This is a genomic window from Achromobacter sp. 01N37, from assembly GCF_056399725.1.
Genome location: NZ_JBFTRX010000026.1, coordinates 1 through 25,239, shown reverse-complemented (window position 1 = coordinate 25,239; position 25,239 = coordinate 1). Strand labels below are relative to the sequence as shown.

The following is a 25,239-nucleotide window of genomic DNA, read 5'->3' as shown; positions in this document are numbered from 1 at the left end:
CCATGGATCTGAAAGCCCTGCTGTTTTCTTTCTTCAACGCGGAAGTCGCCTGGCGGTATTTGCCGGACATCCTCTCCGGCATGTGGATCACGCTGCAACTGGGGGTGGCGGTAGCCGCCACCGGTGTCGCGCTGGGCCTGGTGCTGGCCGTGGTGCGCGCGCTGCGCATCCGGCCGCTGAACTTCCTGATCATCTGCTTTGCCGACATCCTGCGCGCCTTGCCGCCGCTGGTGGTCATCATGCTGCTGTTCTTTGCGTTCCCGTACATCAACCTGTCGATGTCGGCCTTCATGGCCTGCTGGCTGTCGCTGTCGCTGGTGCTGGCGGCGTTTGCCGAAGAGATCTTCTGGGCCGGCATTCTGTCGGTGCCGCGCGGCCAGGCCGAAGCCGCCCGCTCCACCGGCCTGAACTGGCTGCAAAGCATGGTGTATGTGGTGATGCCGCAAGCGATGCGGCTGACGGTGGCGCCGCTGACCAACCGGGTCATCGCCATCACCAAGAGCACGGCGCTGGGGTCGGTGGTGGGCTTGAGCGAAGTGCTCAACAACGCGCAGTCGGCCAGCAGCAACGCGGGCAACGCCACGCCGCTGACGCTGGCGGCCATCGCCTGCCTGCTGATCTTTCTGCCCGTGGTGATTCTGGGACGATGGACCGAAACCCGCTTCAAGTGGAAGCACTAAGGGATGCGCTGAGCGGCAGGCCCAGGCTCGCACCAATAAGCACCATCACACGCACACGCACACGCACACGCCACGTTAGACAACACAAGGTCGCGGGCCAGCATCAAACCGGCCACGCGCGCCAAGGGGAATGGCATGGATGAAATCCTGCAGAACTTTTTCAATCTGAATATCTACAAGAATGTCGCGCCCTACCTGCTGCAAGGCTTGGGGCGCACGCTGCTGCTGTCGGCGATGGTGATTCCGGTGGGGCTGGCCTCCGGCCTTTTGATCGGCGTGCTGTCGATCACGCTCAAGCGGCGCTGGGCGCGGGTGCTGCTGGCGGTTTACATCGATTTTTTCCGTGCGCTGCCACCGCTGGTGCTGCTGATCTTCATCTACTTCGGCGCGCCGTTCCTGGGCCTGGACCTGCCCAAGCTGCTTGCGGTGGCCATCGGCTTCATGCTGAATAATTCTTCTTATTATGGCGAGGTGTTCCGAGCCGGCCTGGAGAGCGTGCCGCGCGGCCAGATTGAAGCGGCCCGATCCACCGGGCTGTCCAGCTGGCAAACGCTTTGGCATGTGCAGATTCCGCAAGCCACGCGCAATGTCATGCCCGATCTGATCAGCAACACGCTTGAAGTGGTCAAGCTGACCACGCTGGCCAGCGCCGTGGCGCTGCCCGAGCTGCTGCGGGTGGCGCGCGACGCCCAGTCGCTGGTCTACAACCCGTCGCCGATTGTGCTGGCCGCGCTGTTTTACCTGATCCTGCTGTGGCCGGTGGTGCGCCTGTTGAGCCGGCTGGAGCACCGGCACTTGCCGGGGCACTGAGACGGGACAGTAAGACTGGACACCAAGACGGGGCACTAAGGCGGGACACTAAGACCCGCCACTCAGACTCGTCACTCAGACCCGTCACCAAGACGGCCGTGGGCGGCGCGCAACAAATCCTGTCACGCGTTGCAACGGTGGGGGAGCCTTGCGGCCATATAATTCCGCGTAGCGCCGCCCCCTGGCGGCGCGAGCGGCCAGGCCCAAGGCCACGCCGTCCCGCGATCTCATAGGACCTTGCAACGCACATCATGCCCGACCTGGAACCCGACACCGTCTCCGCCCTTGAAGCCCCAGAATTCGCACCCGCCCAGTTTGTCCGATGGTTTCGAGACGTGGCGCCCTATGTGCATGCATTCCGAGGCAAGACCTTCGTGGTGGCGTTCGGCGGTGAACTGGTGCAGGCCGGCGCGCTGAATACGCTGGTGCAGGATTTGTCGTTGCTGTCGTCGCTGGGCATCCGCCTGGTGCTGGTGCACGGCTCGCGTCCGCAGGTCAACGAGCAGTTGCGCCTGAAGGGTTATACGCAGCAATTTGACCGCGGCCTGGCGCCCACCGACGCCGCCGCGCTGGAATGCGCCAAGGAAGCGGCAGGCGAAATCCGCCTGGATATCGAAGCCGCGTTCAGCCAGGGGCTGCCCAACACGCCGATGTCGCACGCGCACATCCGCGTCATTTCTGGCAACTTCGTCACCGCGCGCCCGACCGGCGTGCTGGAAGGCGTGGACTACAAGCACACCGGCCAGGTGCGCAAGATTGACGTCGACGCGCTGAAGTTCGCCATCGAGAAAGGCTCGTCGGTAGTGCTGCTGTCGCCGCTGGGCTTCTCGCCGACGGGCGACGCCTTCAACCTGGCCATGGAAGACCTGGCCACCAGCGTCGCCGTAGCGCTGCGCGCGGAAAAGCTGATTTTCCTGTCCAGTTCGCACGGCGTGCTGAACGACGACGGCACGCTGGACACGGAACTTGCCCGCGTGGACGCCGACGCGCTCTTGGCGGGCGGCGAGCTGGATGAAGAAACGCACGCCTTCCTGCAATACGCATCGCTGGCGGTCAAGCGCGGCGTGGCGCGCGCCCACCTGCTGCCGTTTGCGCTGGATGGCAGCGTGCTGCTTGAAATCTTCACCCACGATGGCGTGGGCACCATGGTGGTGGAAGACACGCTGGACGATCTGCGCGCCGCCACCATCGACGACGTGGGCGCCATTCTGAGCCTGATCGAACCGCTCGAAGCCGACGGCACCCTGGTGCCGCGCCCGCGCAGCGTGATCGAACGCGACGTGGAAAACTTCACGGTGCTGGAGCACGACGGCGTGATTTACGGCTGCGCCGCGCTGCATACGTTTGCCGACGAACAGATGGCCGAAATGGCCTGCCTGATCGTGCACCCCGAATGGCAAGGCTCCGGCGAAGGCGAAATCCTCTTGCGCCACATGGAATCGCGCGCGCGCGCCACCGGCGCCAAGCGCCTGTTCGTGCTGACCACGCGCACGTCGCACTGGTTCATGAAGCGCGGTTTCGTGCAGGGGGGCATTACCGACCTGCCCCGCGAAAAGCAGAACAACTACAACCGTTCGCGCAACAGCCTCGTCTTCATCAAGAAGCTGTAACCGGCCGGCGACGGCCTGCCCGGGCGGCCCCGCCCCGGCGGCCAGACCGCAGGGCTTGAAGGGGCTTGGCGCCCGCAGGACGCCAAGCCCGCTAAAATACGCCGTTATCTATCTTTCCGGCAGCGAACCATGTCCCGTATCGTCAACTGTGTGAAATTGAAGCGTGAAGCCGAAGGGCTGGATTTTCCTCCCTACCCCGGCGAGCTCGGCACCAAGATCTGGCAGAGCATTTCCAAGGAAGCTTGGGAAGAATGGAAGGCGATCCAGACCCGTCTGGTCAACGAAAACCGCCTGAACCTGGCTGACGCCCGCGCACGCAAGTACCTCAAGGAACAGATGGAACGTTTCCTGTTCGAAGACGGCACCGTCGAAGCCCACGGCTACGTTCCGCCGTCGGCCTGATCTGGCTACGCCGCCATGCCAACAGGCAACGCGCGGCTCCCCCACGAAGCCCCTCGTCCGCGAGGGGCTTCGTGTTTTCCGGCGTATCCAAGCTTTATCGTGGCGCGCAAACGCGCAGCCCTTAAGATTGCAAGAATTCAGGCCGTATTAAGGCTGTCATGAAAGAAGAATCGCACTCGCCCTGTCCTCCTGACCCGCCGTCGTCCATCCAGCGCGCCGTGGCGATTGCCCCTGATCGCAAGACGGGCACGCTGCAAGATGTGCGGCACGTCGTCATCCTGATGCAGGAAAACCGGTCGTTCGACCATTACTTCGGCACCCTGCCCGGCGTGCGCGGCTTTGCCGACCCGCATCCTTTGCCCACGTTGGCAGGCAATGTGCTGACGCAGATGGACGGCGATACGCAATGCCGCCCCTATGCGCTGCAAGCGGAATACGCCAGCCACACGCCGGTTGGCTACATCACGCCGCACACCTGGGACGACGCGCAACGCGCCTGGAACGACGGCCGCATGGACCAATGGCTGTCCGCCAAGAGCCGTTTGGGCATGGGCGCTTACACAAGCGCCGACGTGCCTTTCCAGACCGCGCTGGCCAACGCCTTCACGGTATGTGACGCCTACCACTGTTCGCTGCAAGGCGGCACCAATCCGAATCGCCTGTTCTTGTGGACCGGCACGAATGACCCCGCTGGCCTGGCGGGCGGCCCCGCGCTGGTCAATCACTTTGACCGCTTGGGCCCCGCCGGCGAAGGCTACGCCTGGACCACCTACCCCGAGCGCTTGCAGCAAGCCGGCGTGGACTGGCGCATCTATCAGGACATGGCGGACAACTTTCACGACAACCCGCTGGCCGGTTTCCAGCAATACCGCCGCGAACACGCGAGCGGCGCGGCGCAAGCCCCGTTGCGCGACCGCGGCCTGTCCACCTGCACGCTGGATGATCTGGCCCGCGACGCCGCTGCCGGCACGCTGCCGCAAGTATCCTGGATCATTGCGCCCACCGCAGACTCCGAGCACCCCGAGGTCTCGTCGCCGCAGCAAGGCGGCGCTTACACGGAACGGGTGCTGGACATCCTGACGGCAAACCCGGACACCTGGAGCCGCTGCGTGTTTCTCGTCACCTATGACGAGAACGACTGTTTCTTCGACCACATGCCGCCGCCCGCACCGCCGGCCCGCGGCGCCGATGGCGAGTCCGGCGGCCTGTCTACGGTGGAACTGGACGGCGAATACCACGACGCGCGGCACGGCCGCAGCGCCGCCACCGCCGAAGACCCGGCCAGCCTGCACGGCCGGGGTTTCGGGTTGGGGCCGCGTGTGCCGATGCTGGTGGTGTCGCCGTGGAGCCGTGGCGGCTGGGTCAATTCACAGGTGTTTGACCACACGTCGGTGATCCGCTTTCTTGAAGCCCGCTTCGGCGTCGAAGAACCCAACATCAGCCCGTGGCGCCGCGCCGTGGCCGGGGACCTGACGTCCGCCTTCGACTTCGCGGGCGACCGGGGCGCGCATCATCACGACAGCAACCGCCACGCCTGTCCGCTGCCGTACGCGCTGGATGCCGTGGGCCGCATCACCGCCGATGGCGAGCACTACCGGCTGACCTTGCGCAACCCTGGCACCGTGGCCGCGGTGCTGCATGTGTACGACCGCAACGATCTGGCGCGCGCCCCCCGCCGCTACACCGTGGGCGCGGGCGCCCGCCTGGATGACGGGTGGCGCTTGGGTGACGGCGGCGCGTACGACCTCTGGCTGCTTGGGCCCGATGGATTTCACCGGCAATTCCGCGGTGATGCGCGCGATGCCGGCCTGCTAGAGACGCAACTGGTGCCCGTCACGTCGGGCCTGCGCCTGCGTCTGGTCAACCACAGCGACATGCCGCAGCCCCTCAAGGTGGAATCCCACATGGGCGATGGCTGGCGCGCCATGGCGCACGTGCAGGCGGGCGGCGCGCTGGAGCTCAAGTACGCCGGGTGCGAAGGGTGGTACGACCTGGAGATCAGCACCCCCGCCATGCCGGCGTTCGGACGCCGCCTAGCTGGCCGCATCGATGCCGGCAAGCCCGGCGTGCCTGATCCCCGCCTTTGTGTGGGCGCTACCCTGCCGCTATAAATACAGTGCGGCAGTAAAAAACCCCAGGGCGGATGCGCTGGGGTTTTTGATTGGCCGTGCAAGCCGCACGGGCCGCAGAGGCGGCAGAGGCTTACTTGTCGTCCTCTTCCGACTCTTCTTCACCGCGCGCCAGGCGCTCGGTGTTCTTCACGCCGGTGTGACGCACGTCGGCGCCCTTGACCATGTAGATGACGCGTTCGGACATGTTCTTGGCGTGGTCGCCAATACGTTCCAGCGCGCGCGCGATGAAGATCATGTCGATGGCGCGCGAGATGGTGCGCGGGTCTTCGATCATGTAGGTGATCAAGTGACGCAGCGCGCCCTTCCATTCCTTGTCCACTTCCTTGTCGCTGCGCACGACGGCGGCGGCCAGAATCGGGTCAAGGCGTGCGAACGCGTCCAGCGCCTGGTGCAGCATGGTGCGCACATTGGCGGCCATGTGGCGCAGTTCGATCACGGGGATATGGCGCATTTCCGCTTCATGGATGCGGCGGGCAACGGTGGCGACCTTCTCGGCCTCGTCACCAGAACGCTCCATGTCGGTCAGCATCTTCGACACGGCCATCAGCATGCGCAGGTCGATGGCGGTGGGCTGGTGCCTGGCCAGGATGCGGCTGATGCTTTCGTCGATCTCGACTTCGTGGCGGTTGACTTCCTTTTCCCGCTCGCGGACTTTTTCCACCAGCGACAGGTCGCCGGTGGCCAGCGCGTCGATCGCTTCCTGGATCATGGCTTCCACCAAGCCGCCCATTTGCAAGAACTGCGAACGGACGCTTTCCAGATCGGCGTCGAACTGCTTGTTTGTATGCTCCGTCATCCGGGCTCCCYGCGTGGTTGATCTCATTGCATTGCCCCGAAATAAGAGAGTTACGAGATGGGCCTGCACAACCGGCAAGGTTATGACCCAAGTGTGACAGGATTATGAATCGGCCCTCCGCCGCCCGCAAGGCGGAGCGGCGGCGGCAATGCGCGGGCAGCGCAGGAAGGCGGAAAGGGGCGTGGCGAGCCCGAAATTACGCCACGCGGTCCAGGCGGCGAATGCCGTTCTGGGTGGCCAGCAAGGCCACGTCGGCGCCTGCCAACGCGAACAGGCCGCAGGTGACAACCCCCGGCAGGTTGTTCACGCGCGCCTCGAACCCCAGCGCGTCTTTGATCGAAAGACCCGACACGTCCAGGATGATGTTGCCGTTATCGGTGACGAAACCCTCACGCAGGCGCGGCTGGCCGCCCAGCATGGTCAGCGCGCGCGCGACCGATTCGCGCGCCATCGGAATCACTTCCAGCGGCAGCGGGAACTTGCCCAGAGTGTCGACCAGCTTCGATTCGTCGGCGATGCAGATGAAGCGTTCAGCCACCGAGGCAACGATTTTCTCGCGCGTCAGGGCGCCACCGCCGCCCTTGATCATGTACAGATTCGCGTCGATCTCGTCCGCGCCATCTACATAGATCGGCATCGTCGAGACGTCGTTCAAGTCCAGCACTTTCAAGCCGTGGGCGGCCAAGCGGGCGGCGCTGCGCTCGGAACTGGCGACCGTGCCGGCAATGCGGCCCTTGAAACGCGCCAGGCCATCAATGAACAGGTCGGCGGTGGAGCCGGTGCCCACGCCGATGATGGCGTCCGGGCCGGCAACGGCTTCAACGAATTCCAGGGCGGCGTCGGCGGCTTGCTGCTTGAGTTCTTGCTGGGAGAGCATGGCGGAGTAATGCGGGAAGGTTGGTTAAGCCAGGAAATTTAGCATGCGGCGGCGGGCCAGGCCCGCGACAGGATGACAGACGTATCCACCCCAGCAGCGAGTTCACCGAAAACGCCGCCATCGGCACGCAGGCGGCTGGCGACGAACGCCTGCGCAACCGCGTGGGGCGCGTGCTGGATCAACAGAGCGGCCTGCCACAAGCGCGCCAGCCCGCAAGCGATACGCCGCGCCTGAAATTCCGCCTGGCTGGTATCCGCCAGCATCGATCGCCATTGCGCCAGCGCCTGGTCGAACGCACGGTGCTGGCCGGCAGCGGCTGCGAATTCCTGTTCCAGCGCGGGCAAGGCGTCGGGCTCGCGTTGCAGGGCGCGCAGCACATCCAGCGCCATTACGTTGCCCGACCCTTCCCAAACGGAATTGACAGGGGTTTCACGATAGATACGGGGCATGGGCCCCTCTTCGACATACCCGTTGCCGCCCCACACTTCCATGCATTCGGCCACCGCACTGATTGCCCGCTTGCAGATCCAGAGCTTGGCGGCCGGCGTGCCTACGCGCACCAGCGCGCGGTTCTGCGCGCCGCCCTGCCCGCGTTCTTGCCCGCGTTCTTGCCCGCTTTGTTGTCCGGTTTGTTGTCCGCCTCCGCGCCCATCCACCGCACGCGCCAGCCGCAGCGCCAACACCATCGCCGCCTCGCTTTCCAACGCCAGGTCCGCCAACACATTGCGCATCAGCGGCTGTGCAATCAGCGGTTTGCCAAACGCGTGCCGATGCTGGGCATGATGGATGGATTGCACCAGCGCCTGCCGCAGCAGCGCGGCACTGCCCAGCACGCAATCCAGCCGCGTGGTGGCCGCCATTTCCAGCAGCACCGCCAGCCCGCGCCCGGGTTCGCCCACCATGACGCCCCAGGCGTCTTCGAATTCAACCTCGGCGCTGGCGTTGCTGCGGTTGCCCAGTTTGTCTTTCAAGCGGCGCACGCGCACGGCGTTGCGGGGGCCATCCGGAATCCAGCGCGGCACGAACAGGCAACTCAGCCCCTCGTCCGTCTGCGCCAGCACCAGATGCGCATCGGCTTGCGGCACCGAGAAAAACCACTTGTGTCCCACTAATTGGTAGGCGTTGCCCCGGCCCGGCGCGCCCAAGGGCGTGGCGCGGGTGGTCACCGCACGCAAGTCGGAACCGCCCTGCTTTTCGGTCAGCCCCATGCCGATAAGCGCGCTGCGCTTGGCGGCAAGCGGCGCGTCGGCGGCGTCGAACTCGCGCGAGTACAACGCAGGCAGCCACTGCCCCGCAAAATCCACGGCGCCCGCCGGTTCACGTTGCAGCAACGGCACGGCAGCAAACGTCATGGTGGTGGGGCACAAGGTGCCGGCTTCAACCTGCCCTTGCATCAGATACGCCGCCGCCCGCGCCACTTGTGCGCCCGGCACCGGTTGCGCCCAGGCGCGGCTGTGCAAGCCGCGCGCGACGATGCCGCTCATCAGCACGTTCCAGGCGGGGTGGAATTCAACGTGATCGATACGGTGGCCGTTGCGGTCATAGCTCAGCAAACGGGGCGGGCAACGGTTGGCCTCGGCGCCAGCCGCCAGCGTTTGCGCGCGGCCCAGCCACGCCCCATGCGCGGCCAGATCGCCCGACCAGCTTTCGGCCCCTTCGCGGCGCACCGCCTCGCGCAAGGCCGGGTCCGTGTCGTACAGGGAATAGTCTTCCAGGGCGGGCGCCTGGTTCTGCACGGTATGCGTCGCAAACGAAGACATGGCGGCTCCCTGGAGCATTCGGCTATCTATCTGGCCATGGGCGCCACCAACGCCCAGGGCCGCAAGGCCTCGACCTGCGCGGCCAGCTCCAGCAGCAGCGCTTCACTGCCCAGCGGGCCCATCACCTGGATGCCGATCGGCAAGCCGTCAGACGACATGCCAAAGGGGATGGAAATCGCGGGCATGCCGGTCAGGTTGGCCAAGGGCGCAAAGGGCGAATAGCCGATCACGCCCTTCTTGCCCAGACGGTAGGCCAGGTAATCGGCGTTGTCCATGGCGTAGCGGCCGATGGGCGCGGGCGGCTGCGCCAGCACCGGCGTCAGGAACAGGTCATAGCCGTGCGCGCCATCGCGATGCAGGAAGCGGCCAATGCGGCGCGTGATTTCGTGGCAGGTATCCACGCACGCCACATATTGCGAACCCGAGATCGCGCGGGCGTACTCGCGCGCGCCCAGCGTCGTGGGCTGCAATTCATCGGCGGCCAAGCGGCGTCCGCGCGCCGCGACGAAACTGTCGATGGCATTGGCCGCGGCGCTGGCAATCAGCGGCAGCATCGGCGACAACACCTCTTCAGACCCCACCGGCGGCAAGGCCGGCACCAGTTCATGGCCCAGCGCGGCGAAAAAGCGCGCTGCCTCATCCACGGTGGCAGCCACTTCCGGGTGGATGACACCGCCTTCATAGGTGGTGTTGATGAAAGCGATACGGCGGCGCGTGGCGCTTTGCGGATCGGCCGACACGCGCGCCACCACGGCCCGGTAGGATTGCGCTGGCTGCGCCGGGGCCGCATAAGGCGCGCCCACGTCGGCGCCCGCGCTGATATCCAGGGACGCGGCGCAGTCGCGCACCGAAATCGTCATCATGTGCTCGGTCGCCAGGCCGCCCCAGCCTTCGCCCTTCAGCGGGCCCAGCGGCATCAGCCCGCGCGACGGCTTCAGGCCCAGCACCCCGCAGCAGGATGCCGGAATGCGAATGGAGCCACCGCCGTCGCTGCCGTGCGCGATCCGCACCATGCCGCTGGCCAGCGCCGCCCCGGCGCCCCCGCTGGAGCCGCCCGCGCTATGGCCGGCTTTCCAGGGGTTTTGGGTGGGAGGCCCATAGGCCGGGGATTCCGTCGTGGGGCTCAAGCCCAGCTCGGCGCTGGTGGTGCGGCCAAACGGAATCAGGCCCGCATGGCGATATCGTTTGACGATCTCGGCGTCGACGTCCCAGGCGACATGGCCGTACAGCACCGATCCCATCGCGCTGGGCAGGCCGAGCGCGGCGGTGCCCAAGTCCTTGAGCAAGGTCGGCACGCCCAGGAATGGCCGGTGCTGCAATTGCGCCTGCCGCTGCTCCGGCGACAGCGCCGCCAGTTCGTCGTCCAGGGCCTGAGCCAGCCGCAGGCCCGTTTCGGCTTCAACGCCGCAGGCCGCGTTGATCGACGGATTGCGCGCCGCTACCCGGTCCACCGCCTGCTGCATCGCAGCACGGGCGGTTRTGACCCCTTGTGCGATATCGGCGCCCAGCGCCGTCGCGTCGAGGGAAGAGGAATCATGGCGTTCAGCGGTGCTCATGCTTACGATGCTCCAGGGTTCGACGGCGAAATGCCGCACATGCCAGGATATCGACAGTCTGCGTAGGCAACAAGCACGCGCGGCCCTGGGTGGCCGCGCGACGTCAAGACAAACGGATCAGTTCGTGCCCGTGGACGAGACGTTGCGCGGCTCGGCGTCGTCATCCGGGTCGTTGTCGTCATCCGCAGTGCCGGCCTCACCCAATAGCCTTAGGGCATCTGCTTCCGGCAAGGCTTCGACGTTTTTCAGGTTCTTCAGCATGGCGCGGGTGCGCACTTCGGTCAGGCCGATCTTGTTGCTGGCCGTGTCCAAGGTCTTTTTCACGCTGGCCAGGGCGTCGCCGAATTTGCCGAATTCGGTCTTGACCGCGCGCAGCACCTGCCAGACTTCCGACGACCGCTGCTCAATGGCCAAGGTGCGGAACCCCATCTGCAAGCTATTGAGCAGCGCCGCCAGATTGCTGGGGCCGGCCACGTTGATGCGCAGGTCATGCAGCTTGTCGAGCAGGCCGGGGCGCCGCAGCACTTCGGCATACAGGCTTTCGGTGGGCAGGAACATGATGGCGAAATCGGTGGTGTGCGGCGGCGCGACATACTTGCTGGCGATCAGGCGCGCCTGCAATTCCACCGCCCGGCCCAGCGCCGCGCCCGCCGCCTTGACGCCTTCGGCATCCGCGGCGTCTTGCGCGTCCATCAGGCGTTCGTATTCCTCCTTGGGGAATTTCGCGTCGATCGGCAGCCAGACGGGTTCGCCCCCGTCGCCGCGCCCCGGCAAGCGGATGGCGAATTCGACGACCGCATCGCTGCCCGGCACCGGCTTGATGTTGCTGGCGTACTGGTCGGGCGTCATGTTGTCTTCGATCAGGCGGGCCAGTTGCACTTCGCCCCAGGTGCCGCGCGACTTCACGTTGGTCAGCACGCGCTTCAGGTCGCCCACGCCGGCCGCCAGCGCCTGCATTTCGCCCAGCCCCTTGTGCACGGCTTCCAGCCGGTCGGACACCAGTTTGAAGGACTCGCCCAGGCGCTGCTCAAGCGTGGCATGGAGCTTTTCGTCCACGGTACGGCGCATTTCGTCGAGCTTGGCGCTGTTTTCAGTTTGTAGCGACTGCAAGCGCTGGTCGACGGTGGCGCGCACTTCCATCAGGCGGCGCTCGTTGATCTGGATAAGCCCCTGCAACTGCTCACCGAAGCCCGCGGCGAACCGCGCCAGGGATTCGGCCGATTCCGCACGCGCCGCCCGGGTGGATTCCGCAATTTCGCTGCGCAGGCCGCGCTGGCTTTCCGCGATATCGGCGCGCAAGGCGCGTTCGGTGCGTTCCAGGCCGTCAAGCAGCGCGTCCAGACGCGCATCCCTGGCGGGCGGCCGCAAGCACGCAAACAACGCCGCCAAACACGCCAACACCGCGCCAACCGCGGCAACCCAAAGCAGAATGTCGTTCAAAAGTGGCCTCTCCAAAGCCGGAATTGTAGGACGCATCACCCCGCCTCTGTAACCAAGCGACATGAAATTGCCACAGATCTGGCCGCTGCCGGCGCTCAACAGGATTAAACTCCCCCTACTCTGAACTGATCGCTCGACCCCATTGAATCCTGCTGACCTCCCTTCCTGTCAGCCTTCGGTGTCGTTCCAGTCCGTCTTCGGCCCACTGGATCTCGACGCCGAGGCTCCGCTCGCCATCGGCGGCGACCGCCACATTTTTCAACACCCCAACGCCGCCTCCCTGCTGGTCAAAGTCATGGACATGCGCGCGCGCGCCGTCTACCTAGAGGCGCGGCCGCTCAAGCGCTGGTACAAGCAGTTTCAGCGCGAAAGCGCGTATCGCGTGTATCTGAACGAGCTCTCGGAATACGTCACCACGACGACCCGCCCGTCTGGCGTGTGGCAGGTGCCCATGGCGCGCATCGTGGGCGTGGCGCAAACCTCGTTGGGGCTGGGCCTGCTGGTCGAGAAAATCACCGATGCCGCCGGCAACATCGCCCCCACGGTGACTGACCTGGCCAAGCAGGGCCGCGTGGACGCCAAGTTTTTCGAACAATTGGACGAATTCTTCGACGACCTGGCCGATGCCCATGTTGTGCTGCACGACGTGTCGGCCAGCAACATTGCCTGCGGCCAGAACGCCGACGGCAAGCCGGGCATGTACCTGATCGACGGCTTCGGGGTGCTGCCGTTAGTGCCGCTGTACGCGTGGAGCAAGCGGCTGAACCGCTGGCGCATGTTGCGCAAGTACCAGAAAATGCGCCGGTCGCTGGAAGCACGAATCCGGGCGATGGGGCACGGGCAAGGTCAGGCCTGAAGCGGCCCACCTCGGCGGCCCCACCTCGGCGCCCCCGGCTCGGCGCCCCCGGCTCGGCGGCCCCACCTTGGCCGCCCTGCCTACGGCGCGTCCGGCAGCACCACGCCCTGCCGGTCCACCCACACATAGTCGTGCCCGGCACGTTGCCCGCGCCGCAGCGGATTACGCGTGCAGACCGTCGCGTAAGCCGGGTCCACATAGCGGTAATGCAGATGCTCGTCGCGCCCTGCCGGGATGCCCAGGCGCGTCGTGCAGATCAGCACCTCGGGTGAATCGCCCACATCCTCGACATACAGCGCATCCGGATCGAAGCGGCGCGCGTCCCATTCCGGCACCCTCAAGCCCAGCGAACGGCAAAGCAGCGTCTGGCCGGCGCACAACCGCGATGGCGGACGCGGCTGGCCTTGGGCATCCGGGTTCAACTGCTGCATGCGGGCCAGCGCATCCGGGCCGGAGAGCGCGTCCGTCCAGGGATGAGCCGATTTGATCAGCACGGCGTTGCCGGGTCCTGCGGCGCTGAAATTCAGCGAATCACCGCCGCGCGCGTAATACATATAGATAACGCCGCCGTCCATGAACAGCGCGCGCCGCTTGTGCGTGTAGCCCAGCGACGCGTGGCTGCCCTTTTCTTCCAGGTAATAGGCTTCGGTCTCGATGATGCGGGCCGACAACCACAGCCCGTCCACACGATGGCGGATGACCTTGCCCAGCAGATCGCGCGCCAGCGCGCGGGCGTCGCGGTCAAAAAAGGCATCGGGCAACGCCTTGCCGGCGCCGCGCGATGCCTGGATGGAGGACGCCATCACGTGCAACGCAACGTCAGGCGAAGCGTTCGCCGTAGCGCTTTTCGCTGAAGCCCACGGTGACCTCGCCATCGGGCGTGACCGTGACCGGGCGGCGCACCAGCGCCGGGAATTCGGCAATCAGCTGGCTCCATTCGGCGTCGGTTTGGGCCGACTTGCGGTCTTCGGCCAGGTTGCGCCACGTCATCGACGTGCGGTTGACCAGCTTTTCCCAGCCGCCCACTTTTTCCGACCAGGATTTCAGCGTGGCGGCAGGCACGGGATGATCGCGGTAATCCACAAACGCGTGGTCCACGCCATGCTCGGACAACCAGTCACGCGCCTTGACGCAGGTGCTGCACTTGGTCAGCCCATACAGAGTGGTTTGCTTCATTTGGATTCGGACTCCTTGCGCCATTGCAGGCGGTTGGCCAGGATCACGCACGTGCCCACCGCCAGGATGAACAGGGTGGCCAGCGCGTTGATCTCGGGTTTCAGCCCCAGGCGCACCCGCGAGAACACTTCCATCGGCAGCGTGCTGGAACTGGGGCCGGACAGGAACGACGCCAGAACGACGTCGTCCAGTGACAGCGTGAAAGACAGCAGCCAGGCCGAAGCCAGGGCTGGCGCAATCAGCGGCAGCGTGATCTTGAAGAACACAGTGATGGGGGTGGCGCCCAGATCCAGCGCGGCCTCTTCCAGCGAACGGTCGAGGTCGCGGATACGGGTCTGAATGACGACCGCCACAAACGCCATGCACAGCGTCACGTGCCCGACCCAGATCGTGAACACGCCGTTCTCGGCGGGCCAGCCCAGGCTGCCGCGCAATTCCACGAACATCAGCAGCAGCGAAATGCCCAGCACCACTTCCGGAATGACGAGCGGCGCGCTCAGCATGCCGACGTACAGCGCAAAGCCGCGGAAGCGCCCCATGCGCCCCAGCACATAGCCCGCCCACGTGCCGATGATGACCCCGGCCGTCGCCGTCATCGCAGCAATGCGAAACGACAGCCAGGCCGCGCGCAGCAGCGCATCGTCATTGAACAGCGCGTGATACCAGCGGAACGAAAAGCCCGCCCACGACGTCACGGTGGGCGACTCGTTGAACGAGAACACCATCAGGCTCAGGATGGGCACGTACAGGAAGAAATACCCCAGCCCCAACACCACGGCGCGCAAGGTCTTGTTGGGACCCTTCATTTGCGGCCTCCGTTCGCCAGTTCCTGCTGCTTGACCTGGTTGTACTGGAAGACGACCAGCGGCACGAGCAGCAACAGCACCATCACGCACGTCACGGCGGACGCCATGGGCCAGTCAGCGTTATTGAAGAATTCGTTCCACATGACGCGGCCCATCATCAGTGTGTTGGCCCCGCCCAGCATTTCCGGAATCACGTATTCGCCCACGGCCGGAATGAACACGAGCATGGCGCCGGCAATCACACCCTGGCGCGACAGCGGCACGGTGATCTGCCAGAACGCCTGCCACGGCTTGGCGCCAAGGTCATACGCGGCTTCCAGCAGACGCAAGTCCATCTTCACCAGCGTGGCGTACAGCGGCAGGATGAAGAACGGCAGATACGCATAGACCATGCCGATATACACCGCCACATCGGTGCGATAAATTTCCAGCGGGCTGGAAATAATTCCCAGGCTTTGCAGCAGGTTGTTCAACAAGCCATCGTTACGCAGGATGCCCACCCAGGCATACACGCGCAGCAGCAGCGACGTCCAGAACGGCAGGATCACGCCCAGCAGCAGCAGGTTGCGCACGCGGGGCGAGGAACGCGCGATGTAGTACGCGATGGGGTACCCGATCAGCACGCAGATCAGCGTGGTGATGCCGGCAATTTTCACCGAGCTCAGGTAGGTCTTGAAGTACAGGCTGTCGGTGAACAGCAGGATGTAGCCGCGCAGGTGCAGACTGAACTGCACGGCCTCGTCCTGGAATTCCGCCAGCGACGTATACGGCGGGATGCCGAACTTCACTTCGGCAAAGCTGATCTTCAGCACCAGCAGGAAGGGCAGCAGCAGGAACAGCACCAGCCAGGCAAATGGCGGCACCACCGCCAGCGCCCGGCCCGATGGCAACCAGTCGCGGGGCGAAAAGCGGATCATGACGCCAGCACCGTCGCGCTGTCTTCGCCCCAGCTGACGAAGATTTCTTCGCCGATACCCGGGGCGTCCATCTGCGCCAGCAGCAGGCTGGGCACGCTGGCCTCCACCGTTTTGCCGGAGTCCAGGCGAATCTGATAGAGCGCGTAGCTGCCCATCCACGCCATGTGGCTGACCATGCCGTGCGCCCAGTTGTATTCACCCGGCGGCTGGTCACGCGACACCACCAGGCGCTCGGGCCGGATGGAGACGTGCACTTCCATGCCCAGCGGCTCGCTCACGCCGTGGTTCACGAACAGCGGCCGCGTCAATTCGCCGCATTCGATGGCGACGTGGTCGGGCTCGTCCACCACGATGGTGCCGGTGAACATGTTCGTCGACCCGATGAAGCTGGCCACGAAGCGCGAATTCGGGAACGCGTAGACGTCCTGCGGCGTGCCGCATTGGACGATCTGCCCTTCGGTCATGACGGCCAGGCGGTGCGCCATGGTCATCGCTTCTTCCTGGTCGTGCGTAACCATGATGCAGGTCACGCCCACTTGTTCCAGAATCTTCACGAGCTCGATCTGCGTCTTCTGGCGAATTTGCTTGTCCAGCGCGGACATCGGTTCGTCCAGCAACAGCAGCTTGGGCCGCTTGACCAGGCTGCGCGCCAACGCCACACGCTGCTGCTGGCCGCCCGACAACTGATGCGGCTTGCGGCGCGAATAGCCGGCCATCTGGACAAGATCCAGCGCTTCGAACACGCGGTCGTGGATTTCGGCGCGGTCCACGCCTTCCTGCTTCAGGCCGAACGCCACGTTGGCTTCGACCGTCATGTGCGGGAACAGCGCGTAGGACTGGAACATCATGTTCACAGGCCGGCGGTAAGGCGGCACGCTGGTGATGTCTTCGCCATCCAGCAGAATCTGCCCAGAGGTGGCGTCCTCAAAGCCCGCCAGCATGCGCAGCAAGGTCGACTTGCCGCTGCCAGAGCTTCCCAGCAGCGCGAAGATCTCGTTGCGCTTGACGGACAGGTTGACGGAACGCACGGCGACCACATCGCCAAAAATCTTGACCACATCGGAGACCCGGACGAACTCGTCCGGGTCCACGGTATGCGGCGCCGAGTAACGGCTATCGCTCATGATGACTTATCTTCCAGACTTCAGCTCGGACCACATCCGGTTTTGCAGGCGTTGAATGTTCAAGGGCAGCGCCTTGATCACGTACAAGGTCTTGGAGACCTCGGCCGGCGGGTAGATCATGGGGTTGTCGGCCACGTCCTTCACCACGTACTGCCGCGCCTCTTTGTTGGCGTTCGGGTAGAACATGGTGTTGGTGATGGCGGCGTGAACCTTCGGCGTTTCAATGTAGTTGATGAACGCCAGGGCCTCTTCGGGATGCGGGGCATCCTTCGGAATGACCATCAGGTCGAACCACGCGGGCGCGCCGCCCTTCGGGATGAAGTAGTTCACTTCATACGTCTTTTTGGCTTCTTGCGCGCGTTTGCGGGCGATCATCACGTCGCCCGAAAAACCGTAGACCATGCACAGGTCGCCCACGGCCAGCTCGTCGATATAGCCCGACGAACTGAACTGGCGGATGTACGGGCGGATCTGCTTCAGCACATCCAGCGCGGCCTTGTAGTCGTCGGCGTTGGTGCTGTTGGGGTCTTTGCCCAGATACTTCAGCACGGCCGGGAACACCTGCGCGGCTTCGTCCAGCATCGAGATGCCGCACTCTTTCAGCTTGGCGGCGTTCTCGGGCTTGAAGATCATGTCCCAGTTGGCCAGGTCGACGTTGTCGCCCATGATCTGCTTGACCTTGGTGACGTTGTAGCCCAGGCCGTTGGTGCCGTAGCCCCACGGAATGGCGTACTCGTTACCCGGGTCGACCGTGGCGACCAGCGCCATCACTTCGGGGTCCAGGTACTTCCAGTTCGGGATCTTGGACTTGTCCAGCTTCTGGAACAAGCCGGCCTCGATCTGGCGCGAGGCGTAATGGGTGGACGGGACAACGACGTCGTAACCCGACTTGCCCGCCAGCAATTTGGCTTGCAGCGTGTCGTTGCTGTCGTAAACGTCATAGCGGACCTTGATGCCGGTTTCCTTTTCGAAACCCGGAATTGTGTCCGGCGCCGTGTATTCGGCCCAGTTGTAGACGTTGACGACCTTGTTCTGAGCGACCGCCGGCGAAGCCGATGCCGCAACCAGCACCGCGCCAAGCGCCCAGCGCACTCCCGCCCTTAGTTCCATTACGAGACCCCTTGCTGTATGCCGTGTATGTCAGGACTACCAAAAGGCGAAATGATAAAGCCTTTTAGCGATCACCTGCCCAACTTTGCCGGGTAATTGACGCAATTAGGGGCCGATGGCGGCCCCTGGTGTGTCTGGCCTGTCAGGGCTGCACGCCCACGCCCCAGGCCGTCCAGTAGCTGTCGCGCATTTTCATCCAGAAACGGTCGCCCTCTTCGCCCGCCACCTTGACGAGCGAGCGGCGAAGGCGGTCCAAATTGCCCTGGCGCTGACGCTCGGACAGCGAGCCTTGCGTGCCGCGGTCGAAATCGATCAGCCAGACGCGGTCATCGCTGCCGATCAGGATATTGAAGGCGTTCAGATCCGCATGCCAGACGCCCGCCCGGTGCATACGGACGATGGCGTCGGCCACTGCGCCCCAGATCGGCTCGGCCAGGGCGTGCGCCAGCGGGCGCACGCCGGGTATGCGTTCAACCACAATGGCCGCGCGGTAGATCGGCCCCTGGCGCCAGTAGGCGGCGGCCAGCGGCGCTGGCACGGCCAGCCCTTGGGCGCGCATGGCGGCCAGCAGGCGGTACTCGCGAAAGCTGCGGGTGCGGTCCTCGCCGTTCCACAGATAGGCGTCGCGGCTGATGCGCGCGATCATTCCGCCGCGCCGGTAGCGCCGCAGCACGCCCTGCCAACCCGGCCCCTGCACGAACCAGGCGGCCTGACGGCCGCCCGCGTCCACGGGGCGGGCGCGGTCGCCATAGTGGGCGGGGTTGAAGATTTCGGGTCCGGCTTGCGCCAGGCGCTGCGCGTCGCTCAGCATGGCGCCGGCCAGCGGCCCCGGCCAGGACTGGCGCTGTGCGCCGGATCGCGGGTCGGTGGCCTTCCCTTCAGCCTTCACGGTTGCGCATCCAGTCGGCCACGCCGTAGAAAGATTCCAGCAGCCGTTCCACCAGCGCCGGGGCGATGCCCTGGTCTTCCATGGCGCGGCCGATGCAGGTCACCCACTGGTCGCGCTCGATCTCGCCAATCGAAAATGGCAAGTGCCGCGCGCGCAGCCGGGGGTGGCCGAAACGTTCGATGTAGTGGTCGGGGCCGCCGAAGTAGCCGCACAGGAACCAGAACAGCTTGTCGCGCGCGTCGTCCAGGCTGGGGCCGTGCGCGGCGCGCAGTTCTTTCAGGTCGGGCTCCATGTCCATCAGGTCATAGAAACGGTCGACCAGCGCACGCACGCCGGGTTCGCCGCCAAGAAGGTCAAAAATACTGCTGGAATTTTCCACAGGTTCGCTAATGGTATGGACGCGGGTCGTCATCAGGTTTCTCGAAGGGTGACGAGCGGCGGCGTGCGCAACACGCCGCGCAGGGCCAGGGCGCCGCCCGCCCAGGCGCCCAGCATACCCGCGCCGATGCCCGCCAGCCACGGCCAGAGGCTGAGGGTAATGGTGAAATCGAACACCTGGGTTGATAAAACCCAAGCGATGGCGGTGGCCCCGGCCGCGGCCAAGAGGCCCGCCAGGCCGCCCACCGCCCAAAGCTCAATACGCTGGGAACGCGCCAACTGCGTGCGCGTGGCGCCCAGCGCCCGCAGCACCGCCGCTTCGCGCATGCGCTCGTCGCGCGTGGCCGTCAGCGCCGCCGACAACACCAGCACGCCTGCCGCCAGCGTGAACAGGAACAGCAACTGCACCGCCTTGCCCACTTCATTCAACACGGACTGCAATTGTTGCAGAATGGCGCCCACGTCGAACACGGTCAGGTTGGGAAATTCGCGCACCAGCGCGGGCAGCACGGACGCCTTTTCGGGCGGCAGATAGAAAGAGGTGATCCAGCTTTGGGGCATGTCGGCCAACGCGGCGGGGGTCAGGATGGCGAAAAAATTGACGCGCATCGTATCCCAATCCACGCGCCGGGTGCTGGAGACGGCGGCCTCGACCTGCTGGCCGGCCACATCAAACGTCATCTTGTCGCCCAGCTTCAGGCCCAGCGACTTGGCAAGACCTGACTCCAACGACACCTCGGACGACCCGGGCGCCAGCCACCGGCCCTGCTCGATCTTGTTGGACGACGGCATCTCGTCCGTGTAGGACAAATTGAACTCGCGGTCCACCAGCCGCTTGGCGCGCGGCTCTTCGTAGTCGTCCGGCCCCACGGGCTTGCCGTTGATGGCGATCAGACGGCCGCGCACCATCGGCGACAGTGTGATGCGGCCCAGCCCTTCGCGGGTCAGCGCATCGGTCACGGCCTGGCGCTGGTCGGGCTGCACGTTGATCAGGAAACGGTTGGGCGCATCCGGCGGCATGGTGCGCTGCCAGCCCTGGATCAGGTCGGTGCGCGTCATGGTCAGCAACAGCAGCGCCATCAATCCCACCGCCAGCGCGCAGACCTGCGTGATGGTGGCGGCGCGCCGGCGCACGACGCCGGCCAGCGCAAAGCGCAGCGCGGGCAAGCCCGCCGCCAGCCCACGCAGCCGCGCCAGGCCCAGAATGCACAGCCACGCCACCAGCGCGAAGACGACGAAGGCGCCCAGAAAGCCCCCCGCCACCACCGCGCCCAGCTTGGCGTCGCCCGCGAACCACCAGATCAGCAACGCGAAACCCGTCGCGCCCAGCGCGTAGCCGAACGCGCTGCGGGCGCTGATCGTGTCCGCATCCCGCCGCAGCACGCGGGCCGGCGGCACATGGCGCAGTTGCGCCAGCGCGGGCAAAGCAAAGCCCAGCAGCAGCAACAGCCCGGTCAACACGCCCTGCAAGGCGGGAATGGCCGACGGCGCGGGCAGGCTGGTGTCGATCAGTGACCCCAGCAGCATCACCAGCACCTGGTGCACGGCATAACCCAGCAGGCAGCCCACCACCGACGAGAGCAGGCCGACCAGCGTAAATTCCAAGGTCAGCATCCGCGACACCTGGGATTGCACCGCGCCCAGGCAACGCATGACGGCGATGCCATCACGGTGGCGCGTCATGTAACGGCCGGCGGCCAAGGCCACGGCTACCGCCGAAATCAGCACCGCCAGCAAGGCCACCAGCGACAGAAAGCGTTGCGCGCGGTCCAGCGTGCGGCGCACTTCCGGCCGGCCCGACTCCAGCGTGGCGACCTTCTGCCCGCGCTTCAGATGCTGATTGAGCCAGGTGGCGTAACCCGCCACGGCATCCGGCTGGCCGGCCACCAGCATGGCGTAACCGATGCGGCTGCCCGGTGCGATCAGCCCGGTGGCAGGCAGATCGCTGGCGCGCAGCAGCACGCGCGGCGCCACGTTGACGAACTGCATGCCGCGATCCGGCTCATAGGTAATCACGCGGTCCACCCGCAGATGCGCGTCGCCCACGTTCAGCGTGTCGCCCACTTTCAGGTTCAACAGAGACAGCAGTTGGGCATCGACCCAGACCGCGCCTTCGGGCGGGATGTCTCGGGTGACGGCGTCAGGTGCGAAGGGGGCATCGGCCACGCGCAGCGCACCGCGCAATGGGTAGCCGGGTTCAACGGCCTTCAACGCGGCCAGTTGCGCGCCGTCGCCAGCGCCCACCATGGACGGAAACTGCCAGGTGCTGGACAAGGTCAGGCCGCGTTCGCGCGCCTGGTCCAGGAATTGAGCCGGCACTGGCTCGTCGGCATCCAGCACCAGATCGGCGCCCAACATCTGGCCCGCGTCGCGTTCCAGCGCGCGGCTGACGCGGTCGGCCAGGAAGCCCACGCTGGTTACCGCGGCCACCGCCACGACCAGCGCCAGCACCAGCAAGCGCAGCTCGCCCGCGCGGGCGTCTCGCATCATCATCCTGGCGCCCAGGCGCAGGGTGGACCATAAACCGGGGCGCTTGGCCTGTGACATATCAGGGAAATCCATCATTCAACATAGTTAAAAACCGGCATAGACGGCGTCCGAATCCCGATATCATCCCGGGGCGGGAGGCAACGCCGCCCATAAAGATACCTAAATACCGGAGAAGACAATGCGTAAATCCTGGCTTGCGGCCACGATTCTGGCCGCCTGCGCGGCCGCCACATCCCTGCCCTCGGCAGCTCAGAACACCTTGAAGATGGCCTACGCCCTGTCGGCTTCGTCGCACTACGGCGCCGGCGCCGAAGCCCTGGCCAAGTCGCTGGAGGCATCGACCAACGGAAAGTACAAGGTACAGCAATTCGCCAACAGCGCGCTGGGCGGCGAGCGCGAAGTGATCGAAGGCCTGCAGATCGGCACCATCGACCTGGCCATCGTTTCGACAGGCGCTACCCTGAATTTTGTTCCCGAGACGGGGGTTTTCGATATCCCCTTCCTGCTGCGCGACCTGCAACACGCCCGCACGGTGCTCGACAGCAAGATCGGTCAGGACATGCTGGCCAAGTTTCCCAGCCGCGGCATCATCGCCCTGGCCTGGGGTGAACAGGGCTTTCGCCACCTGACCAACAACGTGCGCCCGGTCAAGACCCCGGCGGACGCCAAGGGCCTGAAGATCCGCACCACGGAAAACCCCATCCACATCACGGCTTTCCGCCAGATCGGCATTCTGCCCACGCCCATGGCCTGGCCGGAAGTGGCCACCGCCTTGCAGCAAGGCACCATCGACGGCCAGGAAAACCCGCTGTCGGTGATCACGTCGGCCAAGCTGTCGCAAATGCAGAAGTACCTGTCCTTGACCGGCCACGTGTACGGCCCGGCGCTGGTGCTGATGTCGGCCAACGTCTATGAAGGCCTGTCGGCTGCCGACAAGGCCAACTTCGACAAGGCCGGCAAGGACTCCGCCCAAGCCATGCGCGCCTACGTCGACAACATCGAGAAGACCGGTGTCGAGCAGCTGAAGAAGGAAGGCATGCAAGTGTCCGAGGTGGACCGCGCTGCATTCGCCGCCGCTGTGGAACCCGCGTACCCCGAGTACTACAAGAAGTTCGACAAGAAGCTGATCGACTCGATCCGCGACACCAAGTAAGCGGGGCTCGCCCTCTTTATTTGGTACGTCGTCCTCGTGCCTGGCAGGCCGTCCTTTTGCCAGGCACGCCTTCGCTGTTCTAGGCACCTTGTCGTCTTTTAGACACGTCGTCGTGTTTTAGGCACGTTGTCTTGATATCGGGCACGCCGTCCTTGTATTGGACACGTCGCCCTTGGCGGCGGGATTCCGGTCCCGCCGCTTGCCGTCCCCCATCCTTTGCGCCCCTCGCTATCGGGATTCATCATGCGTTTGCTCTGCGCTTTCGACCGCGGCCTGTTCAAGCTGGTCTCGGTTCTTGCCCAACTTTTGCTGGTGGCCGCCGCGGCCGCCGCCTTCTACCAGGTCATTGCCCGCTTCGTGCTGCATTCACCCGCCGACTGGAGCGAGGTGCTGACCCGCGCCCTCCTGATCTGGACGGTGCTGCTGGGCGTGGCGCTGGCCTTCCGCCACGGCGCGATGATCAGCGTCGAACTGCTGCGCAACCTGCTGGGCGGCACGAAGCGCCGCGTGCTTGAAGCGGTGATCGGCTTGATCTGCGCCAGCTTCCTGGGCTTTTTGGCCTGGATCGGCGGCAACATGACCTATCGCGTGCGCTTCCAGACAGTGCCCAGCCTGGACATTTCCATTTCCTGGATCTACCTGGCGATTCCCGTTGGCGCAACGCTGGCCGCCATTGCCGTGCTGGCCCGCTGGTGCGCCGGCGAAGAAGAAGACGTGCCTGTGCGCAACGACGCGCAAGGCTGAGCCGCCCCTTATCGAACCTGAGCAGCAGATATCGCCATGTCTCAAATAATGATTGTCTCGATGCTGATTTTCTTCGGGCTGTCCGTGCCGGTCGCCGTGTCGATCGGTTTGGCCAGCCTGGCGGGCGTCGGCACCGCGGGCCTGCCGTGGGTGGTTGTCGCCCAGCAGCTGTACGCCGCGCTGGACAAGTACCCGCTTGTCGCCATCCCCTTCTTCATCCTCGCCGGCAACCTGATGGAAGCCGGCGGCATTTCCGAACGCATGGTGGAGTTCGCCAAGAGCGTGGTGGGCGGCATCCAGGGCGGGCTCGCCTGCACCTGCGTGCTGACCTGCATGATCTTCGCCGCCGTGGCCGGCTCCAGCGTGGCCACGACGTTCGCGGTGGGCGCGATCCTGATTCCGGCCATGATCCGGCACGGCTACCCGGCCCCCTTCGCGGCGTCATTACAGGCCAGCGCGGCGGAGCTGGGCGTGATCATTCCGCCGTCGATTCCGATGATTCTGTACGCGGTGTCCACCGACACCTCGACTGGCGAGTTGTTCATTGCGGGCGTGATGCCCGGCATCCTGATCGGCGTGGCGCTGATGTTCTATGTGTGGATCTACGCCAAGCGCAACAACCTGGGCAAGCGCGACGGCGAAGGCCGCCTGCCGCTGTGGCCCGCCTTCAAGAGCGCCTGGCTGGCGCTGATGATGCCGGTCATCATCCTGGGCGGCATTTACGGCGGCGTGTTCACGCCGACGGAAGCGTCAGTGGTGGCGGTGATGTACGCGGTGGTGGTCGGCAAGTTCATCTATCGCCGCTTGAGCTTCAAGCAGTTGTCGGTGACGCTGCACAAGTCGGTGGTGTCGACGGCAGTGATCATGTTCGTGATCGCCAACGCAGGCGTCTTCAGCTTCCTGCTGAACCGCGCAGGCATCCCGGACGCGCTGGGCGTCTGGCTGTCGCAGATCTTCGATACGAAGTTCTCGTTCCTGATGGGCGTGAACGCCGCGCTGTTCGTGATCGGCATGTTCATCGAAACGTCGGCATCGATCGTGGTGCTGGCGCCGTTGCTGCTGCCGGTGGCGCTGAAGTTCGGCGTGGAGCCGGTGCACTTCGGCATCATCATGGTGGTCAACCTGGCATTAGGGATGATTACACCGCCGTTCGGCGTGAATCTTTTCGCGGCATGCGCAGTGGCGAAGTTGCCGCTGGAGCGGTTGATAAAGCCGTTGATTCCGTTTGTGGGGGTGGTGATTGTTTGCCTGATGGTGATTACTTATTGGCCGGGGTTGTCACTGGGGTTAAGGGATTTGGTTTACGGGAAGTGAGCGGGTTTTTTGAGGCTCGCGGTGCGGCTTGCTTAAGCGGGTTCCGGAAGTGGCTTGCGGAAGTGGCTTGCGTAGGTCGCCCGTCGTCGCAGTGGCCCTGACGGCGCGCGCCCACGATTGCGGTCCGGAGCCTTCGCTCCGGACTGCCCCGTCCTCATCCTCGTCCGCCTTCGGCTCCCTTGTATCTTGAGCCCTGGAATGGTTAGCTACCATTCCACG

23 protein-coding genes are annotated in these 25,239 nt (G+C 65.1%); 9 read left to right on the top strand and 14 right to left on the bottom strand.

The annotated features are described in order from the left end of the window. Positions 1-2: 2 nt before the first annotated feature. From AC1DSJ_RS29585 to AC1DSJ_RS29565, 5 genes are all read left to right on the top strand, one after another. Positions 3-680 carry an amino acid ABC transporter permease gene (locus AC1DSJ_RS29585; RefSeq protein WP_233214170.1) on the top strand — a complete coding sequence of 226 codons (678 nt, stop codon included), beginning with the start codon at positions 3-5 and terminating at the stop codon, positions 678-680. A 135-nt stretch (positions 681-815) separates the two neighbouring features. Then, on the top strand, positions 816-1,490 hold the full coding sequence (locus AC1DSJ_RS29580) for an amino acid ABC transporter permease (protein WP_054428110.1): 675 nt from the start codon (positions 816-818) through the stop codon (positions 1,488-1,490). A gap of 251 nt (positions 1,491-1,741) precedes the next feature. Then, positions 1,742-3,100 (top strand): amino-acid N-acetyltransferase, encoded by a 1,359-nt coding sequence (gene argA, locus AC1DSJ_RS29575; protein WP_054428111.1) that lies wholly within the window; start codon positions 1,742-1,744, stop codon positions 3,098-3,100. A gap of 129 nt (positions 3,101-3,229) precedes the next feature. After that, positions 3,230-3,502, top strand: a complete 273-nt coding sequence (locus tag AC1DSJ_RS29570; protein ID WP_006218476.1) for an oxidative damage protection protein — start codon at positions 3,230-3,232, stop codon at positions 3,500-3,502. Positions 3,503-3,660: 158 nt separating this feature from the next. After that, positions 3,661-5,613 (top strand): phosphocholine-specific phospholipase C, encoded by a 1,953-nt coding sequence (locus AC1DSJ_RS29565; RefSeq protein ID WP_441372713.1) that lies wholly within the window; start codon positions 3,661-3,663, stop codon positions 5,611-5,613. Positions 5,614-5,704: 91 nt separating this feature from the next. On the opposite strand, the gene phoU is transcribed toward AC1DSJ_RS29565, so the two are convergent. The 5 genes from phoU to AC1DSJ_RS29540 form a co-directional block, all read right to left on the bottom strand. Next, on the bottom strand, positions 5,705-6,430 hold the full coding sequence (gene phoU, locus AC1DSJ_RS29560; RefSeq protein WP_346553471.1) for a phosphate signaling complex protein PhoU: 726 nt from the start codon (positions 6,428-6,430) through the stop codon (positions 5,705-5,707). A gap of 196 nt (positions 6,431-6,626) precedes the next feature. Continuing rightward, positions 6,627-7,307 (bottom strand): ribose-5-phosphate isomerase RpiA, encoded by a 681-nt coding sequence (rpiA, locus tag AC1DSJ_RS29555; protein ID WP_054428114.1) that lies wholly within the window; start codon positions 7,305-7,307, stop codon positions 6,627-6,629. Positions 7,308-7,345: 38 nt separating this feature from the next. Further along, the gene (locus AC1DSJ_RS29550) at positions 7,346-9,067 is read right to left on the bottom strand and encodes an isovaleryl-CoA dehydrogenase (RefSeq protein ID WP_441372712.1); all 1,722 of its coding nucleotides are present in this window, start codon (positions 9,065-9,067) and stop codon (positions 7,346-7,348) included. 26 nt (positions 9,068-9,093) lie between these two features. Next, complete coding sequence (locus AC1DSJ_RS29545) at positions 9,094-10,623, bottom strand: amidase (RefSeq protein ID WP_476760453.1); 1,530 nt, start codon at positions 10,621-10,623, stop codon at positions 9,094-9,096. A gap of 117 nt (positions 10,624-10,740) precedes the next feature. After that, positions 10,741-12,099 carry a DNA recombination protein RmuC gene (locus tag AC1DSJ_RS29540; protein ID WP_441372711.1) on the bottom strand — a complete coding sequence of 453 codons (1,359 nt, stop codon included), beginning with the start codon at positions 12,097-12,099 and terminating at the stop codon, positions 10,741-10,743. Positions 12,100-12,241: 142 nt separating this feature from the next. On the opposite strand from AC1DSJ_RS29540, the gene AC1DSJ_RS29535 reads away from it, so the two are divergent. After that, positions 12,242-12,919, top strand: a complete 678-nt coding sequence (locus AC1DSJ_RS29535) for a PhoP regulatory network YrbL family protein (protein WP_245636527.1) — start codon at positions 12,242-12,244, stop codon at positions 12,917-12,919. A gap of 80 nt (positions 12,920-12,999) precedes the next feature. On the opposite strand, the gene AC1DSJ_RS29530 is transcribed toward AC1DSJ_RS29535, so the two are convergent. The 9 genes from AC1DSJ_RS29530 to AC1DSJ_RS29490 form a co-directional block, all read right to left on the bottom strand. Next, complete coding sequence (locus AC1DSJ_RS29530; protein WP_346553474.1) at positions 13,000-13,722, bottom strand: DNA-3-methyladenine glycosylase; 723 nt, start codon at positions 13,720-13,722, stop codon at positions 13,000-13,002. A 16-nt stretch (positions 13,723-13,738) separates the two neighbouring features. After that, a complete protein-coding gene (locus tag AC1DSJ_RS29525) occupies positions 13,739-14,095 on the bottom strand; it encodes a Spx/MgsR family RNA polymerase-binding regulatory protein (RefSeq protein ID WP_175171998.1) in 357 nt (118 codons plus the stop codon). Beyond that, a complete protein-coding gene (locus tag AC1DSJ_RS29520; RefSeq protein ID WP_441372710.1) occupies positions 14,092-14,901 on the bottom strand; it encodes an ABC transporter permease subunit in 810 nt (269 codons plus the stop codon). The genes AC1DSJ_RS29525 and AC1DSJ_RS29520 overlap by 4 nt, the downstream gene beginning before the upstream one ends. Continuing rightward, the gene (locus AC1DSJ_RS29515) at positions 14,898-15,818 is read right to left on the bottom strand and encodes an ABC transporter permease subunit (RefSeq protein ID WP_054428121.1); all 921 of its coding nucleotides are present in this window, start codon (positions 15,816-15,818) and stop codon (positions 14,898-14,900) included. The genes AC1DSJ_RS29520 and AC1DSJ_RS29515 overlap by 4 nt, the downstream gene beginning before the upstream one ends. Then, positions 15,815-16,942 (bottom strand): ABC transporter ATP-binding protein, encoded by a 1,128-nt coding sequence (locus AC1DSJ_RS29510; protein WP_441372709.1) that lies wholly within the window; start codon positions 16,940-16,942, stop codon positions 15,815-15,817. Before AC1DSJ_RS29510 ends, AC1DSJ_RS29515 begins: the two co-directional genes overlap by 4 nt. A gap of 6 nt (positions 16,943-16,948) precedes the next feature. Then, the gene (locus tag AC1DSJ_RS29505) at positions 16,949-18,052 is read right to left on the bottom strand and encodes a polyamine ABC transporter substrate-binding protein (RefSeq protein ID WP_054428123.1); all 1,104 of its coding nucleotides are present in this window, start codon (positions 18,050-18,052) and stop codon (positions 16,949-16,951) included. A 142-nt stretch (positions 18,053-18,194) separates the two neighbouring features. Next, positions 18,195-18,863, bottom strand: a complete 669-nt coding sequence (locus AC1DSJ_RS29500; RefSeq protein WP_245636528.1) for a 3-deoxy-D-manno-octulosonic acid kinase — start codon at positions 18,861-18,863, stop codon at positions 18,195-18,197. 67 nt (positions 18,864-18,930) lie between these two features. Continuing rightward, entirely contained in the window at positions 18,931-19,353 is a 423-nt protein-coding gene (locus AC1DSJ_RS29495) for a group II truncated hemoglobin (RefSeq protein WP_175172000.1), read from the bottom strand. Further along, positions 19,353-21,884 carry an ABC transporter permease gene (locus tag AC1DSJ_RS29490; RefSeq protein ID WP_082387329.1) on the bottom strand — a complete coding sequence of 844 codons (2,532 nt, stop codon included), beginning with the start codon at positions 21,882-21,884 and terminating at the stop codon, positions 19,353-19,355. Before AC1DSJ_RS29490 ends, AC1DSJ_RS29495 begins: the two co-directional genes overlap by 1 nt. Before the next feature lie 103 nt (positions 21,885-21,987). Here AC1DSJ_RS29490 and AC1DSJ_RS29485 point away from each other — a divergent pair, with 103 nt between their 5' ends. The 3 genes from AC1DSJ_RS29485 to AC1DSJ_RS29475 all read left to right on the top strand — a co-directional run bounded on the left by AC1DSJ_RS29485 (position 21,988) and on the right by AC1DSJ_RS29475 (position 25,020). Beyond that, positions 21,988-22,962, top strand: a complete 975-nt coding sequence (locus AC1DSJ_RS29485; protein ID WP_054428126.1) for a TRAP transporter substrate-binding protein — start codon at positions 21,988-21,990, stop codon at positions 22,960-22,962. 243 nt (positions 22,963-23,205) lie between these two features. Continuing rightward, positions 23,206-23,706: a TRAP transporter small permease gene (locus AC1DSJ_RS29480; RefSeq protein ID WP_175172002.1), complete on the top strand. Its 501-nt coding sequence runs from the start codon at positions 23,206-23,208 to the stop codon at positions 23,704-23,706. Positions 23,707-23,742: 36 nt separating this feature from the next. After that, positions 23,743-25,020: a TRAP transporter large permease gene (locus AC1DSJ_RS29475; RefSeq protein WP_175172003.1), complete on the top strand. Its 1,278-nt coding sequence runs from the start codon at positions 23,743-23,745 to the stop codon at positions 25,018-25,020. Positions 25,021-25,239: the final 219 nt, after the last annotated feature.

Bases quoted from the DNA above. Each gene is read 5' to 3' on its own strand.
- AC1DSJ_RS29585 (WP_233214170.1), top strand. From the start codon at position 3: ATGGATCTGAAAGCCCTGCTGTTTTCTTTCTTCAACGCGGAAGTCGCC.
- AC1DSJ_RS29580 (WP_054428110.1), top strand. From the start codon at position 816: ATGGATGAAATCCTGCAGAACTTTTTCAATCTGAATATCTACAAGAAT.
- argA (WP_054428111.1), top strand. From the start codon at position 1,742: ATGCCCGACCTGGAACCCGACACCGTCTCCGCCCTTGAAGCCCCAGAA.
- AC1DSJ_RS29570 (WP_006218476.1), top strand. From the start codon at position 3,230: ATGTCCCGTATCGTCAACTGTGTGAAATTGAAGCGTGAAGCCGAAGGG.
- AC1DSJ_RS29565 (WP_441372713.1), top strand. From the start codon at position 3,661: ATGAAAGAAGAATCGCACTCGCCCTGTCCTCCTGACCCGCCGTCGTCC.
- phoU (WP_346553471.1), bottom strand. From the start codon at position 6,430: ATGACGGAGCATACAAACAAGCAGTTCGACGCCGATCTGGAAAGCGTC.
- rpiA (WP_054428114.1), bottom strand. From the start codon at position 7,307: ATGCTCTCCCAGCAAGAACTCAAGCAGCAAGCCGCCGACGCCGCCCTG.
- AC1DSJ_RS29550 (WP_441372712.1), bottom strand. From the start codon at position 9,067: ATGTCTTCGTTTGCGACGCATACCGTGCAGAACCAGGCGCCCGCCCTG.
- AC1DSJ_RS29540 (WP_441372711.1), bottom strand. From the start codon at position 12,099: ATGCGTCCTACAATTCCGGCTTTGGAGAGGCCACTTTTGAACGACATT.
- AC1DSJ_RS29530 (WP_346553474.1), bottom strand. From the start codon at position 13,722: ATGGCGTCCTCCATCCAGGCATCGCGCGGCGCCGGCAAGGCGTTGCCC.
- AC1DSJ_RS29525 (WP_175171998.1), bottom strand. From the start codon at position 14,095: ATGAAGCAAACCACTCTGTATGGGCTGACCAAGTGCAGCACCTGCGTC.
- AC1DSJ_RS29520 (WP_441372710.1), bottom strand. From the start codon at position 14,901: ATGAAGGGTCCCAACAAGACCTTGCGCGCCGTGGTGTTGGGGCTGGGG.
- AC1DSJ_RS29515 (WP_054428121.1), bottom strand. From the start codon at position 15,818: ATGATCCGCTTTTCGCCCCGCGACTGGTTGCCATCGGGCCGGGCGCTG.
- AC1DSJ_RS29510 (WP_441372709.1), bottom strand. From the start codon at position 16,942: ATGAGCGATAGCCGTTACTCGGCGCCGCATACCGTGGACCCGGACGAG.
- AC1DSJ_RS29505 (WP_054428123.1), bottom strand. From the start codon at position 18,052: ATGGAACTAAGGGCGGGAGTGCGCTGGGCGCTTGGCGCGGTGCTGGTT.
- AC1DSJ_RS29500 (WP_245636528.1), bottom strand. From the start codon at position 18,863: ATGCTGAGCGACGCGCAGCGCCTGGCGCAAGCCGGACCCGAAATCTTC.
- AC1DSJ_RS29495 (WP_175172000.1), bottom strand. From the start codon at position 19,353: ATGACGACCCGCGTCCATACCATTAGCGAACCTGTGGAAAATTCCAGC.
- AC1DSJ_RS29490 (WP_082387329.1), bottom strand. From the start codon at position 21,884: ATGATGGATTTCCCTGATATGTCACAGGCCAAGCGCCCCGGTTTATGG.
- AC1DSJ_RS29485 (WP_054428126.1), top strand. From the start codon at position 21,988: ATGCGTAAATCCTGGCTTGCGGCCACGATTCTGGCCGCCTGCGCGGCC.
- AC1DSJ_RS29480 (WP_175172002.1), top strand. From the start codon at position 23,206: ATGCGTTTGCTCTGCGCTTTCGACCGCGGCCTGTTCAAGCTGGTCTCG.
- AC1DSJ_RS29475 (WP_175172003.1), top strand. From the start codon at position 23,743: ATGTCTCAAATAATGATTGTCTCGATGCTGATTTTCTTCGGGCTGTCC.